Below are 14,653 nucleotides of genomic sequence, written 5' to 3' on the forward strand. Positions count from 1 at the left end.
TCGCCCAGCAACTCAACGGCCGACCACGCAAAACGCTCGACTGGAAAACCCCAGCCGAGCGCCTGCGTGATCTACTGACGACCACGTAAGCCATCAGGTGTTGCGAGGACCCCAAGAATCCGCCAAGCCGGTGCGGGGCTCGGGGGAGCCGGCGTCGGTGGCCAGGAGGGGGTCGATGCCGAGTGCGGTGCCGTTGACGACGAGGTCGGTGACGGCGCCGGGTGCCTCGGCCTTGTCGTCGCCGAGGATGAGGTGGTAGCCGCTCATCGCGGGTCCTCCTGGTGGCGCGGGCGGGGTCAGTACAGCTCGGAGGAGGTGCGGACGGGCATCCTGACCTTGAAGACGGTGCCGTTGTCGAGGAAGTAGATGACGCGGGCGTTGTCGCCGGGGGTGATCAGGCGGGTCGGCTTCTCCAGCATGAGGTGGTACCTGCCGGGCACCAGTGCGAACTCGCCGCCGGCGGGGATGGTGAGACCGTCGAGCTTGACCGTCTTCGAGCCCTCGGAGTCGGTGACGGTCTGGTAGATCTCGATGCGCTTGTAGTCGGGGCTCGTGATCTTGGTGACCTTGATGTCCTTGTCGCCGGAGTTCGTCAGCGTGATGTAGCCGGCGGCGGGCAGGGCGTTCGGCAGCCAGCGGACCCAGGAGCTGTTCTTCGCGGCCTTGATGTCGGTGGAGACCGGTGTCGCCATCGGTGCCTTCCTTTCACGGGGCCCTCGACCCCATTACTTGGACACCCTATGAATTCGAAAGACTACTTGTAGTTGTTTCGCCGGAGATCGTGGCGAATGCCCCCTGCCGCTGCGGGCGGAAGAGGCCGGCCGGTACGGCGTCGGCCATGGCGGCCATGCCGGCGTCGTTGGGGTGCAGGCCGTCGCCGCTGTCGTAGGCGGGGTTCAGGCGCAGGGGGTCGGCCGGGTCGCCCATCACCGCGTCGAAGTCGATGACGGCGTCGTACTCCCCGCCGGTGCGGATCCAGGCGTTGACCACCTGGCGCTTGTCGTCGATCTCCGGGCTGTCGGTAGTGAACGGCAGGATGGTGCCCCCGTAGACCCGCAGCCCGGCGGTGCGGGCACGGGCGATGATCTGGCGGTGGGCCCCGATGATCTCCTCGGCCGTGACGGTCTCCGAGACCGGGGCCATGGTGCCGGGGTGGCCCAGGTCGTTGGTGCCGAGCAGGACGATGACGTGGCGCACCCCCGGGTGCGCCAGCACGTCCCGGTCGAAGCGGCGCAGGGCGCTCTGCCCGAAGAAGGGCGCGAAGTACTCGGCCATGCCGCCCGCGGGCGGATTGGGGTCGTGCAGGAGGCGGTTGCCCGAGATCCCCGCGTTCAGCACGCCGGTGTGCGGCAGCCGCGGGGCGAGCAGGTCCGGCCACCGGTGGTTGGCGTTCACCTCGGTCTGGAAGCCGTCGGTGATGGAGTCGCCCAGGGCCACGAGCGCGCCGGCGTCACCGCCGCGGGTCCGCACGCTGACCCCCGACAGCAAGTACCACTGGGCGGGCGCCAGAACCGCCTCGACGGCCTTGTCGCCGGTGACGTTGCCCGCCGCCACCGCGTTCTCCTGGGTGGAGAAGGGGTGCAGGGTGGTCACCGGGGTCTCCTCCGGCAGGTACATGCTCACGACCAAGTCGGAGCGCGCGGGCAGTTCCAGCGGCACCGGGTCGCTGAGCAGGGGCGTGCCTGCGGGGAGGGTCGCCGACGCGCTGCCGCCGAAGGTGACCTGGCGGTCGGTGGCCGGGTCGGTGTCGGTTCCCGAGGAGCCCGCGCGCAGGGCCACGCGCACCTCGCCCACGCGCAGCGCCGTCCGGCCGGACTCGTTGGTGAGGCGCAGGCGCAACCGGTCGCCGCCGATGCTGGTGTGCACGACCTGCCGGACGGTCTCGTCGCGCAGGACCGGGATCGCCGAGGTCGGCGCGGTGGCCGGCGCGGCCGCCCAGGTGCCGACCCAGCGCTCGTCGTCGGCCTGGGGTGTCGCGGCCGCCGGGCTGGTGGGGGGCATGGTGGTCTCCTCGGACATCGGGCGGTCGGCCGCGGGATGGGCGGGCGCTCCGCCCCGGGGCCGTTCGGACGTCCGCGGGGCCAAGGCGTGCCGGAGCCGGGACCGCGGGGGAGCGGGCCGACCCGGTGCGGGATGCCGCTCCCCGAGGCCCGAACGAGGGCGGAAACGCGTCAAGTGACCAAAGACTAGCCCCTTTCGGACACCGCCGGGCCCCGGACGCATCGGATGTACGACCGGGGGAGCTCGCGCCGACCGCGCCGTCCGGGCGGCGACGGCGCGGTCGGGAACCGGGTCCCGGCCGGAGGTCGGGGCTGCGGCGTCCGTACCCCTGCGCGCCGGTGTCTCCTCGTGGTCGCCCACCGGGTCAGCGGCGGTGATCCGTGCACGTGGGCGGGGGCGCGCCGTTCGGGCCCCCGCCCAGCGCCGGGACCGGTTCCGCCCGCGGACGCTCATCGTCGTTCGGCGCTCACCGGCCGGCGAGGACGCCGTCGAGCCGTTCGTAGCCCTCGCTGACGCCCTGCTCCATGCCGCTGCTCACCATGCCGTCGCGGGCCTCCACCGAGGGGAAGGTGCTGTGGGCGGTGAGGCGGGTGCGGCCGCCGCCGATGTCCTCCAGGTTCAGCGTCTCGATGCTGACGACGCCGGGGGTGCCCTCGTACTCGAAGGTCTGGATGATCAGCTCGTCCGGGCGCACGGTGTGGAAGACGCCGTTGAAGGAGTAGGTGCCGCCGGAGCCGTCGGTGTGGGCGTAGCGGTAGCGCCCGCCGGTGCGCACGTCGTAGGACTCGATGTCCATGTCGTAGCCGTGCGGGCCGAGCCACTGCTTGACCAGGTCGGGGTCGCTGTGGGCGCGGAAGACGGCCGCGACCGGGGCGTCGAACTCGCGGGTGATCTCGATGAACGGGACGCCGTCGGGGGCGGTGATGGTGACGGGGTTGGTGCTCATTGCTCGGTGTCTCCCTTGGTGTCGAGGATGGCGTCGAGGCGCCGGAATCTGCGTTCGTGGATGAGCCGGTAGGTGTCGATCCAGGAGGTCAGGGATTCCAGGGCGCCCGGGTTGAGGTGCACCGGGCGGCGCTGGGCCTCGCGGGTGCGGGTGACCAGGCCGGCGTGTTCGAGGACCTGGATGTGCTTGGAGACCGCCTGCTTGGTGATGTCGAACGGGGCGGCGAGTTCGTTGACGGTGGCCGGCCCGGTGCTCAGGCGGGCGATGATCCGCCGGCGTACGGGGTCGGCGAGGGCCATGAAGGCGCGGTCGAGTGCGGCGTCGGAGTCGGGTTCGCCGGTCTCCGGCGCCGGTGGTCCGTCCGATGGCAGTGTCGTCAACCTTTCTCTTTATCAATCTATTGGTTGACTAAGAATCTATGCGGTGCCGCCGTCGCCGTCAACCCCTCGGCCGGACCGCCCGCCCACGCCGCGGACGCCGACGCCGCGGGCGCCCCGTCCGGGGGCGCCCGCGGCGCGGTGGGGAGGGGTCAGGCCGAGGGCCGCAGCGCGGCCGCCTCGGCGGCCAGGGCGGTGACGCGCGCCCAGTCACCCGAGGCCAGGGCATCGCCAGGGGTGAGCCAGGTGCCGCCGACGCACCCGACATTGGGCAGCGCCAGGTAGTCGGGCGCGTTGGCGGGGGTGATGCCGCCGGTGGGGCAGAACCGCGCCTGCGGCAGCGGGCCCGACAGCGCCTTGAGCAGCGGGCGCCCGCCCGCGGCCTCGGCGGGGAAGAACTTCATGGCGGTCACGCCGGCCTCCAGCAGGGACAGCGCCTCCGAGGCGGTCGCCACCCCGGGCAGGAACGGCAGCCCGGTGCCGGCCATGGCCTGCCGCAGCCCCGGGGTGCAGCCGGGACTGACCAGGAACGCCGCACCGGCCTTGGCGGCGTCGGCGGCCTGTTCGGGGGTGGTCACGGTGCCGGCGCCCACCACGGCCCCGGGGACCTCGGCGGCGATGCGCTCGATGGCGGGCAGCCCGGCGCCGGTGCGCAGGGTGACCTCGATGGCGGGCAGTCCGCCGGCCACCAGGGCGCGGGCCAGGGGGACCGCGGTCGCCGCGTCCTGGAGGACCACGACCGGGACGACCGGGGCCAGGGCGAACAGGTCGTCGCTTGTGCGGGGCTTCATCGGGCGGTCTCCAAGCACTGGTCGAGTCGGGCCGCCGCGCCGAGGAGCGCCGGGGTCGGCGCGGTGATCAGCACGGTGGCGATGTCCTTCACATAATCGGTCATCCGGTATTTCGATTCGAACCGGATCCGGAAATCGCTGCTCTGGAGGACCCCGGCGATCCGCGGCGCGATCCCCCCGCCCACGAACACACCGCCCGTGGCGCCGAGGGTGAGCGCGCAGTCCCCGGCGAAGCCGCCCAGGAGCGCGCAGAACACCTCCAGCGTCAGGACGCACAGCGGGTCGTCGGCCGCCGCGCAGATCCGCTCCGCCGACAGCGGCACGGCCGCCGCGCCGTGCACCCGCGCGAGGGCGCCGTGCAGCCGGGTCAGACCCGGCCCCGAGAGTACGCACTCGGCGGTGACGGCGCCCTGGTCGGCGCGCAGGACCCGCAGCACCTCGATCTCGAGGTCGGCGAGCGGGCTCAGGCCGACGTGGCCGCCCTCGCCGGAGACCGGCGCCCACCCGCCGCCGGGCAGGGGCAGCAGCCCGGCGACGCCCAGGCCGGTCCCGGGCCCCAGCACCGCCATGGGCAGGCCGGCCGCCGGCGCGGGCCCGCCCAGCGGGCGCACGTCGCCCGCGCCCAGGCGGGGCAGGGCCAGCGCCAGCGCCGCGAAGTCGTTGACCACCTCGATGCGGTCCAGCCCCAGCCGGCGCCGGGTGTCCTCGGCCGAGCAGTCCCAGCGGGCGTTGGTGAGCCGGATGCGGTCGCCGCCCACCGGCCCGGCCACGGCCACGCACGCCGCGCCCGGCCGGGCGCCGCCGGCGCGCTCCAGGTAGGCCAGCGCGGCCGAGGCGAGGTCGGGGTGGTCGGCGCACGACAGGCGGTGCACGTCGCGCGGGCGCGCCGCGGGGGAGTCGACCAGCCCGAACCGGGCGTTGGTCCCGCCGATGTCGGCCACCAGCCAGGGCCGGCCGGCCGCGGGCGCCGGCACGGGCGGCGCGGGGATCTGGGCGGCGGCGGTCACAGAGCGGCCCCGAACACCCCTGCGCCCTGCTCGGCGGGGCCCACCGCCCGGCGCAGCGCGGCGAACAGTTCGCGCCCGGTGCCCACCGCGTCGCCGGCGGCGGGTTCGGCGGGCGCGCGCTCCATCAGGTCGGGGGCCAGCACCTCCAGCGTTCCCGCCGTGGCGTCGAGCCGGATGCGGTCGCCGTCGCGCACCCGGGCCAGTGGGCCGCCCGCGGCGGCTTCGGGGGAGACGTGGATGGCGGCGGGGACCTTGCCGGAGGCGCCGGACATGCGGCCGTCGGTGACCAGCGCGACCCGGTGGCCGCGGTCTTGCAACACGCCCAGGGGCGGGGTGAGCTTGTGCAGCTCGGGCATGCCGTTGGCCCGCGGGCCCTGGAAGCGGACCACCGCGACGAGGTCGCCGTCCAGCTCGCCGGCGTCGAATGCGGCCTGGAGCTGTGCCTGGTCGTCGAAGACCCGGGCGGGCGCCTCGACGACGTGGCGTTCGGGGGCCACGGCGGAGACCTTGACGACGGCCCGGCCCAGGTTGCCGGCCACCATGCGCAGTCCGCCGTCGGGGGAGAACGGGTCGTCGGCGGGGCGCAGGACCGCGGTGTCGCCGCTGGTCTTGGGCTCGTCGTCCCAGGCCAGGCCGGAGGCGCCCAGTTCGGGGCGCCGGCGGTAGTGCTCCAGGCCGGGGCCGGCGAGGGTGGCGACGTCGGCGTGCACGAGCCCGCTGTCGAGGAGCTGGGCGATCAGGTAGGCGGTGCCCCCGGCGTCGTGGAACCGGTTCACATCGGCCGCGCCGTTGGGGTACATGCGGGTCAGCAGCGGCACGACCGCCGACAGGTCGGCGAAGTCGTCCCAGGTCAGCTCGATGCCCGCGGCCGCTGCGACGGCCACCAGGTGCAGGGTGTGGTTGGTGGAGCCGCCCGTGGCCAGCAGCGCCACCACGGCGTTGGCGATCGCTCGCTCGTCGACGACCTCGCCGATGGGGGTGTGGTGGTCGCCCAGGGCGGTCAGGCCGGTGACGCGCCGCCCGGCCTCGGCGGTGAGCGCGTCGCGCAGCGGGGTGCCCGGCGGCACGAAGCTGGCGCCGGGCAGGTGCAGGCCCATGACCTCCATGAGCATCTGGTTGGAGTTGGCGGTGCCGTAGAAGGTGCAGGTGCCGGGGGCGTGGTAGGCGGCGGACTCGGCTTGGAGCAGCTCGGTGCGCCCGGCCTTGCCCTCGGCGAAGAGCTGGCGGACGCGGGCCTTGTCGGTGTTGGGCAGGCCCGAGGGCATGGGCCCGGCCGGGACGAAGGCCACCGGCAGGTGGCCGAACGACAGGGCCCCGATGAGCAGGCCGGGCACGATCTTGTCGCAGACCCCCAGCATCAGTGCGCCGTCGAACATGTCGTGGGACAGGGCGAGGGCGGTGGACATGGCGATGACGTCGCGGCTGAACAGCGACAGCTCCATGCCCGCGCGGCCCTGCGTGATGCCGTCGCACATCGCGGGGACGCCGCCCGCGAACTGGGCCACGCCCCCGGCGTCGGCGACGGCCCGCTTGAGGATGGCGGGGTAGTCCTCCAGCGGCCGGTGCGCGGAGAGCATGTCGTTGTAGGCGGAGACGATGGCGATGTTGGGCTTGACGTCGGCGCTCAGCGACAGCTTGTCGGCCGGCGAGCAGGCCGCGAATCCGTGGGCCAGGTTGGCGCAGCCCAGCCCGGCGCGGGCGGGGCCCTCGGCGGCCGCGGCGCGGATCCGCTCCAGGTAGGCGGCGCGCGTGGCGGCGCTGCGCTCGGCGATACGCCGGGTGACCTCGTCGACGCGTGGGTGGAGGGTCATCAGGGGTGCTCCATGGGTGTGTCGGGCGAACCGGGACGGCGGAGGAGGATCGCGCCGCCGTTCACGCGGCCGCGATGGCCGCGGGGGGTGAGGGCGCCGCCCACAGACCGGGAGCAGGGAGCCCCGTGGACCGGCAGCGGATGGTGCGCGAGGAGTCGGAGTACGGGCGCGCCGGTCGCTGCCGGCTAAGCCCGGGCACGGTGGTCGGTGGCGAGGGGAGAGACGGAGCGGGTGGTGGCGGCGGTGCTTCCAGAGGTCCCCTCACGTCGATTTCATCCCCGCGTACACGGGGAGCAGTCCCAGTCGGCCACGGTGCGCATGGTCTGGGCGGGTCCATCCCCGCGTGCGCGGGGAGCAGGAGGCCGAACCGTTCGTCACCCAGTACAAGCGGGGTCCATCCCCGCGTGCGCGGGGAGCAGGCTTGGTGAACTGGGGTGGTGTCGTGGCGAAGGTGCGGTTTCTGCAACTTGTCGTTGGGCCTGACGGTCATTCTGCGGTGTGCAGGAGATGTCGGACCGGGGACTTGGGGGTGGTCGGTTCGTCTTCATGGGGGTTCCTATTCGTGCCGGGTCGGGGCCGGGCGGCGGTCGGGGCCCGCTGGATCGGGTGTCTGGGAGGCGTGGCCGGTCCCTCCCGAAGTCCGGGGCCCTGCCGCGTCCGGATCGTGACACAGGGCACGTTGCGGACGTATGGCAACATAGCGCCCACTTCGGTCACACAACAAGCCCTACTTAAGGAGTATCTCTTACATAAGTCGCCTGAGTTCGCCCGTCAATCCCCCCAAAGCGTGATTGAATGGGGCATGCCTCGTCGCACCGCGCCTTCCCCCGGAGCCGTCTCCAGCGGCCACGTGCTGCGGCTCATCCGCACCGGCGATGCCGCCACCCGCACCGAGATCGGGCGCCATACGGGCCTGTCCCGGCCCGCCGTCGCCCTGCGCGTCGCCGAGCTGATCGCCCACGGGCTGGTCACCGAGGGCGGGACCGGTCCCTCCAGTGGCGGGCGCCCGCCCGGCCGGCTGGAGTTCAACGCAGGGGCCGGCGCCGTGCTCGCCTGCGTCCTGGGCATCTCCCGCGGCCGGGTGGCCGTCTGCGACCTCGCGGGCCGGGTGCTGGCCCAGGCCGCCGGAGCCCCGCCCATGACGGAGGGGCCCGCGGCCGTGCTGCCCTGGTTGCTCGACACCTGGGCGGAGCTCCTGGACAAGGCCGGCTATACCGGCGCCGACGTCCGCGGCGCCGGTATCGGCCTGCCCGGCACCGTCGAGTTCGCAGCCGGGCGCGCCGAGGCCCCGCCCGCGCTCGCGGGCTGGGGCGGCGTGGAGGTCCGGCCGCTGGTGGCCGAGCGGTTCGATGTGCCGGTGCTGCTGGACAACGACGTCAACGCCATGGCCCTCGGGGAGCACCGGGCATGCCACACCGGGGTCGGCGACCTCGTCTTCGTCAAGGCGTCCACCGGCATCGGCGCCGGCATCGTCTCCGGGGGCGGCCTGCTGCGCGGCGACCTGGGCGCCGCGGGCGAGATCGGGCACATCCCGGTCCGCGACGGCGCGGGGACGCCCTGCCGCTGCGGCAACACCGACTGCCTGGAGGCCGTCGCCGGCGGCCCCGCGCTGCTGGCGGCGCTGGCCCGCGGCGGCCGCACCGTCGCGGGGATCGGGGAGCTGGCCGCGCTCGCCCAGGGGGGCGATCCGGCGGCGGTCACCCTGGTGCGCGGCGCCGGGCGGCGCATCGGCGAGGTGCTGGCCGGGGTGGTCAACGTGCTCAACCCGGCCGTGATCGTGCTGGGCGGCGACCTCGCCCGGGCCTACGACCCCTTGGTGGCCGGGGTGCGCGAGGTGGTGTTCCACCGCTCCACGGCCCTGGCCACCCGACGGCTCCAGGTGGTCCCCAGCCGCACCGGAGGCGACGCCGGCCTCCTGGGCGCGGCGGCCCTGGTCCTGGACCGCATCCTGTCACCCGAGGCGGTCGACGCCCGGTTGGCGGCGGCCGGGTAGGACGGTGAGCCCGCCGGGGGCGCGGATCAGGCCGAGCGGCGGCCGTGGTCGCGGCGGTAGCGGCGGCGGAACTCCGCCTTGAGGGCCGCGGCGCGGGCGGGGTCGCGCGGAGGGGTGCGGTGGTGCTCGGACGCGGGGACCGCGCGGGCGGCGTAGAAGTCGTAGTCGTCGTCGCCGGGGCTGAGGACGTCGGTTCCACAGGCGAAGGTCGGCGCAGAGGGGTCGGCGTAGCCGACCGCGACGTGGATGGTGCCGTCCGGGTACCGGACCGCGATCTCCGGCGTCATGCCATCACCCCGTAGTTGTCCTCGAAGTACCTGGTGACATCGTAGGCGAGTCCGGTGTCCCCGGCCAGCATGTCGTCGAGCACCTCGAATCCGTCGGAGGCGGTGAGGGCGAACGCCTCGGCCCACCACTCGTGGCGCTTGTGCCAGTAGGGGTTCTCCAGCAGCGGCAGGCACGCCTTGTGCAGGTCACGCCATTCGCGGGTCTCCGACATCATCTGGTCGGCGATGTCGAGGACGTGGCCGGTCTCGTGCAGGACCAGCGAGATGGACTCGTGCGGCAGGGAGCCCAGTGCCATCACCCCGTAGCGGTAGATCCCGGCCAGCCGGTCGAAGGGCCGGGAGTGGGGGTCGTCGGGGTCGGTGCGCACGCCGCGCAGGTGCCCCATGTGGTCCAGGTCGACGACGGAGCCCTCGCCGACGTAGATGCCGTCGACCTCGTCGGCCAGGCGCTCGGCCAGGTGGGAGGGGAGGTTGGCGAACCCGTCGATGATGTCGCGGATGGACTGCGGGGGGACCGTGCCCGGGGCCCACTGGCGGTGCAGGACGGTCTCCAGGCGGCCCACGTGCCGCCGCCCGTCGCCGGGGATCGGGATGACGTTCAGCGGGTGCGGACCGCATTCAACGCGTTTTCTCACCTGTTTTCTTGCCAGGGAGCCCGGGGCTTCAGCCCCGGGAGGAATGGCTTCCCCGGAGCGGAGCCGCGCAGCGGCGGAGTCCGCTTCGTCGTATTGTGAAGACAAGGTCACTTCCGGTGATCGGTCGTACTAGGGTGCTCTGCGTGAAGATCGTCGCGCAGGTGAAGCTGATGCCTGCGTCTGCTCATGACTCGGACGCATTGGCGGCGACCTGCGCGCCTGCAACCGCGCCGCAACGTGGGTATCTGAGACCGCGCACACCCGGGGCCTGTTCCGGCGCAACGCGTTGCAGCAGGCCGTCTACCACGACACCAAGGCCGCCTTCGACCTCGCCGCGCAGCCCGCTGTCCGCGTGATCAAGAAGGTGGTGGACGCCTACGCCACGCTGAAAGCCAACATCAAAGCCGGCGATCTGGGCCCCGAGGGCGCCAAACGCCGGACCAAGGCGCAGGCCACGCCGATCGCTTTCCGTGAGGACGCGGCCCAGCCCTACGACGACCGGATACTCACCTGGAACCTCGACGCCCGGACGGTGCGGCGGGTCAACCGCCACCGGCGGCGCATGCTCGCCCTGCGCACCAGGCTTCAGAAGAAGCGGACCAAGTCCGCCAGGCGTGCTCTGAAGCGGGTCCGCCGCCGGGAGTCGCGGTACGCGGCCCAGCGCAACCACATCGTTTCCAAGAAGCTCGTCGCCACCGCTGAACGCACCTCCCGGGGTATCGGACTGGAAGACCTGTCCGGTATCCGGCAGAGGGTCACGGCCGAGAAGAACCGGCGGTCCCGGCTGCACGCGTGGGCCTTCGCCCAGCTCGGCGCGTTCATCCAGTACAAGGCGCGGCGGTCGGGTGTGCCCGTGGTCGTCGTCGACCCGCGCAACACCTCCCGCCGGTGCTGCGAGTGCCGGCACATCCACCGGACCAACCGGGTGTCGCAGGCCATGTTCGCGTGCCGCTCCTGCGGGGTGGTGCTGCATGCGGACATCAACGGCTCCCGCGACATCGCCCACCGGGCTGATGCTGCGTGGCAGCGGGGCGCGGTCGACCGCCCCAGTACGGCTTAGCCGTACCGGACGCAGGGGATCACGCGGCAGCCGGCCGCGCTCCACTTGCAATCACGACCTTTCGCGGATCGGTTGACAAACTCGGTCCTTCAAGGCCGAGACGTTGACTGCATGGACTGTAGAGGGGCGAATAGAGCGGTTCGCCCGCAATCAACGAGAAGTGACTCACGTCACTCCCGCCGCTCCGCTTCCGGCCGCCTCACCGCCCCGAACTCCCCTGGCTGGCGTGCCACAGCTTGCGCGGCGCCCCCGCCGCGCCCGCCGGGGCGATGTCGGCGTAGGGGGACAGGGCGTAGCCGTTGGCGTAGCGGATCCGCGGCCCGCCGACCCCCGCCACCGCGGCGCGCCGGCCCCCCTCGCGCAGCCGCTCGCCCAGCGCCTCGGACCCCTCCTCCCGGCGGATCCGGGCCAGCTCCTCCAGGTCGTAGGCGTGGGTGGCGTTGACGGTCGGCAGCCCCGACCCCGCCCGGCGCACCCGGCCGCGCGCCACCAGCAGCCAGGACCCGAACACCGTGGCCGCGCAGCGGTCCTGGACCGACTCGAAGAAGGTCAGGTCCACCAGGCCGGTGGCGTCGTCCAGCGTGGTGAAGATGATGCGCTGGCCCGAGCGCACCGCCGGCGTCTGCGTGGCCACCTTCACCCCCACCACCAGCACCTCCGACCCCGCCGGCGCCCGGTGCAGATCGCGGGCGCGCACCGCGCCGTGCGCGGCGGCCAACTCGGCGAGCACATCGGCGTGGCAGTCCAGCAGGTGCCGGGAGGCGTCGTAGCCCAGCACCTCCAGTTCGGCCTGCACCTCCTCGGCCACCGTCATCTCCGGCAGCGAGCCGCCGCGCGGCTCGCCCACCTGCTCCAGGGAGATGGGCAGCTGCCCGCCCCCCAGCGCCCGGCGCCCGGCCCGGTCCAGGGCGCCGGCGCGCAGCAGCAGGTCGCGCCGGGTCGGGCCGGAGCCGGGCGCGGTCCGCCCGGCGGAGCCGATGCCGTACATCCGGTCGAAGGCCCCCACCATCACCAGCCGGTCGAGCACGTCGCGGGAGGGGCGGGCCCGGGCGGCGAAATCGCTCAGCGAGGCGAAGGGCCGCCCGGCCAGGACCGCGTCGACCTCGGTCTCGGTGATGCCCTTCACATCGGCCAGCGCCGCCCGGACCCCCCACCCGCCGTTCTCCAGGGGCTCGGCCCGCCACACCCGGTCGGAGGCGTTGACGTCGACCCCCAGCACCGGGACCCCGAACCGGCGGGCGTCGTCGATGATCGCCCGGCGCGGGTACATGCCCGGGTCGTGGGTGAGCAGCCCGGAGTAGAACGCCGCCGGGTGGTGCCGCTTCAGCCACGCCGACTGGTAGGTGGGCAGCGCGAACGCCGCCGCGTGGGCCTTGCAGAATCCGAACGCGCCGAAGGCGGCGATGATCTCCCAGACCCGCTCCACCACGTCGGCGGGGTGGCCGCAGTCGCCGGCCATGGCGGCGAACTCCTCGCGGACCCCCTCCTTGCCCTCGTCGCTGCTCAGCCGGCGCCGCATCCGCTCGGCCCGGTCGTAGCCGCAGCCGGTCATGGCGTGCAGCACCTTGATCACCTGCTCGTGGAAGATCACCACGCCGCCGGTCTCGGCGAGCACGTCGCGCAGAGCGGGGGAGGGGTACTCCGGTTCGCGCAGGCCGTCGCGGGCGGCGATGAACGGGGTGACCATGTCGCTGTTGACCGGCCCCGGCCGGAACAGGGAGATGTCGACGATCAGGTCCTCCAGGCCGGCCGGGCGCAGCCGGCTGACCAGTTCGCGCTGGCCGGGCGACTCGATCTGGAAGCAGCCCAGCGTCCGCGAGGAGCGGATCATGGCGTAGGTGGCGGGGTCGCCGTGGACCAGGGCCGTGGAACCGGGGGAGCCGGAGGGCGCGGCGGGCCCGGAGGAGGGGACGGCGGTGGCGGTGTCGATGTCGACCCGGCCGCCGCCCGTGCGCTCGACCTCCGCCAGGGCGTGGGTCATGGCCGACTGCATGCGCACCCCGATGACGTCGAGCTTGATCAGCCCCATGTGCTCGACGTCGTCCTTGTCGAACTGCACCATGTCGTAGCCCACCCGGCTGGGCTCCAGGGGGGTGCGGTCGCGCAGCGACGCGTCGGACACGACGATCCCGCACGGGTGCATGGCGATGTGGCGGGGCAGTCCGTCGAGCCGCTCGGCCAGCCGGAACAGCGTCTGGGCGTGGCCGCCGCCCAGGCCGCCCGAGCGCAGCTCGGGCAGGTCGGCGCAGGCGGCGCGGATCTGGCGGGCGCGGATGTGCGGGAACGCCTTGGCCAGCACGTCGATCTCGTGCGGGGGGACGCCCATGACGGCGCCCACGTCGCGGATGGCGCTGCGGGCCCGGTAGGTCTCCATCATCGACACGCAGGCGGCGTCGGGATAGGCGTCGAAGATCGCCTCGTAGGCGTCCAGCCGCCGGGCCGACTCCACGTCCAGGTCGATGTCGGGCAGGCCGGCGCGGCGGTCGGACAGGAAGCGCTCCATCAGCAGCCCGTGGGACATCGGGTCGATCGCCGAGATCCCGATGAGGTGGTTGACCAGGCTTCCCGCCCCCGAACCGCGGATGGAGCAGCGGATGCCCCGGGCGCGGATCCGCTCGGCGATGTCGGCCACGGTGAGGAAGTAGGCGGAGAACCCCTTGCGCTCGATGATCCCCAGCTCGTGGGCGAGCCGCTCCCGCGCCGCCCCGTCGCGGGAGCGGCCCAGCCGGGCCAGCCCGTCCTCGCACGCCCGCCACAGCCGGTCGCGGGCGTCGGTGAACACGGGCAGGTGGGGGCGGTCCATGCCCAGGTCGGCGTCGGGGTCCAGGACACAGGAGGCGGCGAGGGCGCGGGTGTGGGCCAGCAGCCGCCGTGCCGCGGTCGCGTCGCCGCCGCAGATCCGCTCGGCGACCTCGGTCATCTCCGCTGTGCTCTTCAGGTGGGCCTGGGCGCCCGCCGGCGCCGGCGGCCCGCCCCCGCCGGGCAGCCAGCGCCGCGCCTCGTCGAGGACGCGGGCGACCTCGGCGTCGGCGGGGGCCGGGTAGCGGACGGCGTTTCCCAGGACCGCCAGGGTCCGGGTCTGGACGGCCAGCCGCAGCAGGGCGGTGGCCTGCCGGTGCTCGCCGGGGCCGTAGTGGTCGACCACTTCGACGGCGACCTCGGCGATGTGCCGCCAGCGGTCGAGCAGGCGGCGGGCGCGTTCCAGGTGCCGGTCGGCCGCGGCCCGCCCCACATCGGAGCCGGACCCCAGGAGCACCACCAGCCCTTCGGCGTGTGCGGCGATCGTGTCGCGGGCCACGGCGGGCACGCCCCGCGTCCCCGAGTGGTGGGCGGCGCTGATGAGCCGGCACAGCGAGGCCCAGCCCGTGCGGCCGCGGGCCAGGACGGTGACCCGGCCGCCTTCGGGGGCGGCCACGGCCAGGTCGGCCCCGAGGATCGGTCGGATGCCCGCCTTCCGGCAGGCGCGCACATGGGCGACCGCGCCGTAGACGCCGTCGCGGTCGGTCAGGGCCAGCATGTCCATGTCCTGTGCGGCGGCCCGCTCCACCAGTGCGGCGGGGGGCACGGTGCCGTGCCGCATCGACGCCGCGGACACCACGCTCAGGTGCGCGAAGGCATCGGGCATCAGGCGCGGCCCTCCGGGCCGTGTGGCGGCGTGCCGGCCGTTGCCATGATCGTCGTCCCCCCACCGCTCGCAGCGCGGCCAGGGCACGGCTAAGTGAGCCGAAAACCCGGGGAAGACAGG

At 73.9% G+C, this 14,653-nt stretch carries 13 protein-coding genes; 2 read left to right on the top strand and 11 right to left on the bottom strand.

The window, feature by feature from the left end; all coding sequences use genetic code 11:
- Positions 1-93 precede the first annotated feature (93 nt).
- The 8 genes from ACFO4E_RS26570 to edd all read right to left on the bottom strand — a co-directional run bounded on the left by ACFO4E_RS26570 (position 94) and on the right by edd (position 6,933).
- Complete coding sequence (locus ACFO4E_RS26570) at positions 94-267, bottom strand: hypothetical protein (protein WP_378579404.1); 174 nt, start codon at positions 265-267, stop codon at positions 94-96.
- A gap of 29 nt (positions 268-296) precedes the next feature.
- Positions 297-692: a copper chaperone PCu(A)C gene (locus ACFO4E_RS26575; protein ID WP_378579405.1), complete on the bottom strand. Its 396-nt coding sequence runs from the start codon at positions 690-692 to the stop codon at positions 297-299.
- A 46-nt stretch (positions 693-738) separates the two neighbouring features.
- Positions 739-2,001: an SGNH/GDSL hydrolase family protein gene (locus ACFO4E_RS26580; RefSeq protein ID WP_378579407.1), complete on the bottom strand. Its 1,263-nt coding sequence runs from the start codon at positions 1,999-2,001 to the stop codon at positions 739-741.
- 466 nt (positions 2,002-2,467) lie between these two features.
- Positions 2,468-2,947 carry an SRPBCC family protein gene (locus tag ACFO4E_RS26585; RefSeq protein WP_378579409.1) on the bottom strand — a complete coding sequence of 160 codons (480 nt, stop codon included), beginning with the start codon at positions 2,945-2,947 and terminating at the stop codon, positions 2,468-2,470.
- Positions 2,944-3,327 (bottom strand): ArsR/SmtB family transcription factor, encoded by a 384-nt coding sequence (locus ACFO4E_RS26590; RefSeq protein ID WP_378579410.1) that lies wholly within the window; start codon positions 3,325-3,327, stop codon positions 2,944-2,946. The genes ACFO4E_RS26585 and ACFO4E_RS26590 overlap by 4 nt, the downstream gene beginning before the upstream one ends.
- A 149-nt stretch (positions 3,328-3,476) precedes the next feature.
- The gene (gene eda, locus ACFO4E_RS26595) at positions 3,477-4,115 is read right to left on the bottom strand and encodes a bifunctional 4-hydroxy-2-oxoglutarate aldolase/2-dehydro-3-deoxy-phosphogluconate aldolase (RefSeq protein ID WP_378579411.1); all 639 of its coding nucleotides are present in this window, start codon (positions 4,113-4,115) and stop codon (positions 3,477-3,479) included.
- Complete coding sequence (glk, locus tag ACFO4E_RS26600; RefSeq protein ID WP_378579412.1) at positions 4,112-5,122, bottom strand: glucokinase; 1,011 nt, start codon at positions 5,120-5,122, stop codon at positions 4,112-4,114. Before glk ends, eda begins: the two co-directional genes overlap by 4 nt.
- On the bottom strand, positions 5,119-6,933 hold the full coding sequence (gene edd, locus ACFO4E_RS26605; RefSeq protein WP_378579413.1) for a phosphogluconate dehydratase: 1,815 nt from the start codon (positions 6,931-6,933) through the stop codon (positions 5,119-5,121). The genes glk and edd overlap by 4 nt, the downstream gene beginning before the upstream one ends.
- Positions 6,934-7,735: 802 nt before the next feature.
- On the opposite strand from edd, the gene ACFO4E_RS26610 reads away from it, so the two are divergent.
- Entirely contained in the window at positions 7,736-8,926 is a 1,191-nt protein-coding gene (locus tag ACFO4E_RS26610; RefSeq protein WP_378579415.1) for an ROK family transcriptional regulator, read from the top strand.
- 26 nt (positions 8,927-8,952) lie between these two features.
- On the opposite strand, the gene ACFO4E_RS26615 is transcribed toward ACFO4E_RS26610, so the two are convergent.
- Positions 8,953-9,213 (bottom strand): hypothetical protein, encoded by a 261-nt coding sequence (locus tag ACFO4E_RS26615; RefSeq protein ID WP_378579417.1) that lies wholly within the window; start codon positions 9,211-9,213, stop codon positions 8,953-8,955.
- Positions 9,210-9,848: a hypothetical protein gene (locus ACFO4E_RS26620; protein ID WP_378579418.1), complete on the bottom strand. Its 639-nt coding sequence runs from the start codon at positions 9,846-9,848 to the stop codon at positions 9,210-9,212. The genes ACFO4E_RS26615 and ACFO4E_RS26620 overlap by 4 nt, the downstream gene beginning before the upstream one ends.
- Before the next feature lie 286 nt (positions 9,849-10,134).
- Here ACFO4E_RS26620 and ACFO4E_RS26625 point away from each other — a divergent pair, with 286 nt between their 5' ends.
- Positions 10,135-10,908 carry an RNA-guided endonuclease TnpB family protein gene (locus tag ACFO4E_RS26625; protein WP_378579419.1) on the top strand — a complete coding sequence of 258 codons (774 nt, stop codon included), beginning with the start codon at positions 10,135-10,137 and terminating at the stop codon, positions 10,906-10,908.
- Between the two features lie 199 nt (positions 10,909-11,107).
- Here the strand turns inward: ACFO4E_RS26625 and ACFO4E_RS26630 are convergent, their stop codons facing one another.
- Entirely contained in the window at positions 11,108-14,533 is a 3,426-nt protein-coding gene (locus tag ACFO4E_RS26630) for a DNA polymerase III subunit alpha (RefSeq protein ID WP_378579420.1), read from the bottom strand.
- Positions 14,534-14,653 lie beyond the last annotated feature (120 nt).

The organism is Nocardiopsis mangrovi (assembly GCF_042653925.1).
Lineage (GTDB): Bacteria > Actinomycetota > Actinomycetes > Streptosporangiales > Streptosporangiaceae > Nocardiopsis_B > Nocardiopsis_B mangrovi.

Coding starts and splice junctions, on each gene's coding strand:
- ACFO4E_RS26580 (WP_378579407.1), bottom strand. CDS start 2,001: ATGCCCCCCACCAGCCCGGCGGCCGCGACACCCCAGGCCGACGACGAG.
- ACFO4E_RS26615 (WP_378579417.1), bottom strand. CDS start 9,213: ATGACGCCGGAGATCGCGGTCCGGTACCCGGACGGCACCATCCACGTC.
- ACFO4E_RS26570 (WP_378579404.1), bottom strand. CDS start 267: ATGAGCGGCTACCACCTCATCCTCGGCGACGACAAGGCCGAGGCACCC.
- eda (WP_378579411.1), bottom strand. CDS start 4,115: ATGAAGCCCCGCACAAGCGACGACCTGTTCGCCCTGGCCCCGGTCGTC.
- ACFO4E_RS26630 (WP_378579420.1), bottom strand. CDS start 14,533: ATGCCCGATGCCTTCGCGCACCTGAGCGTGGTGTCCGCGGCGTCGATG.
- edd (WP_378579413.1), bottom strand. CDS start 6,933: ATGACCCTCCACCCACGCGTCGACGAGGTCACCCGGCGTATCGCCGAG.
- ACFO4E_RS26585 (WP_378579409.1), bottom strand. CDS start 2,947: ATGAGCACCAACCCCGTCACCATCACCGCCCCCGACGGCGTCCCGTTC.
- ACFO4E_RS26610 (WP_378579415.1), top strand. CDS start 7,736: ATGCCTCGTCGCACCGCGCCTTCCCCCGGAGCCGTCTCCAGCGGCCAC.
- ACFO4E_RS26575 (WP_378579405.1), bottom strand. CDS start 692: ATGGCGACACCGGTCTCCACCGACATCAAGGCCGCGAAGAACAGCTCC.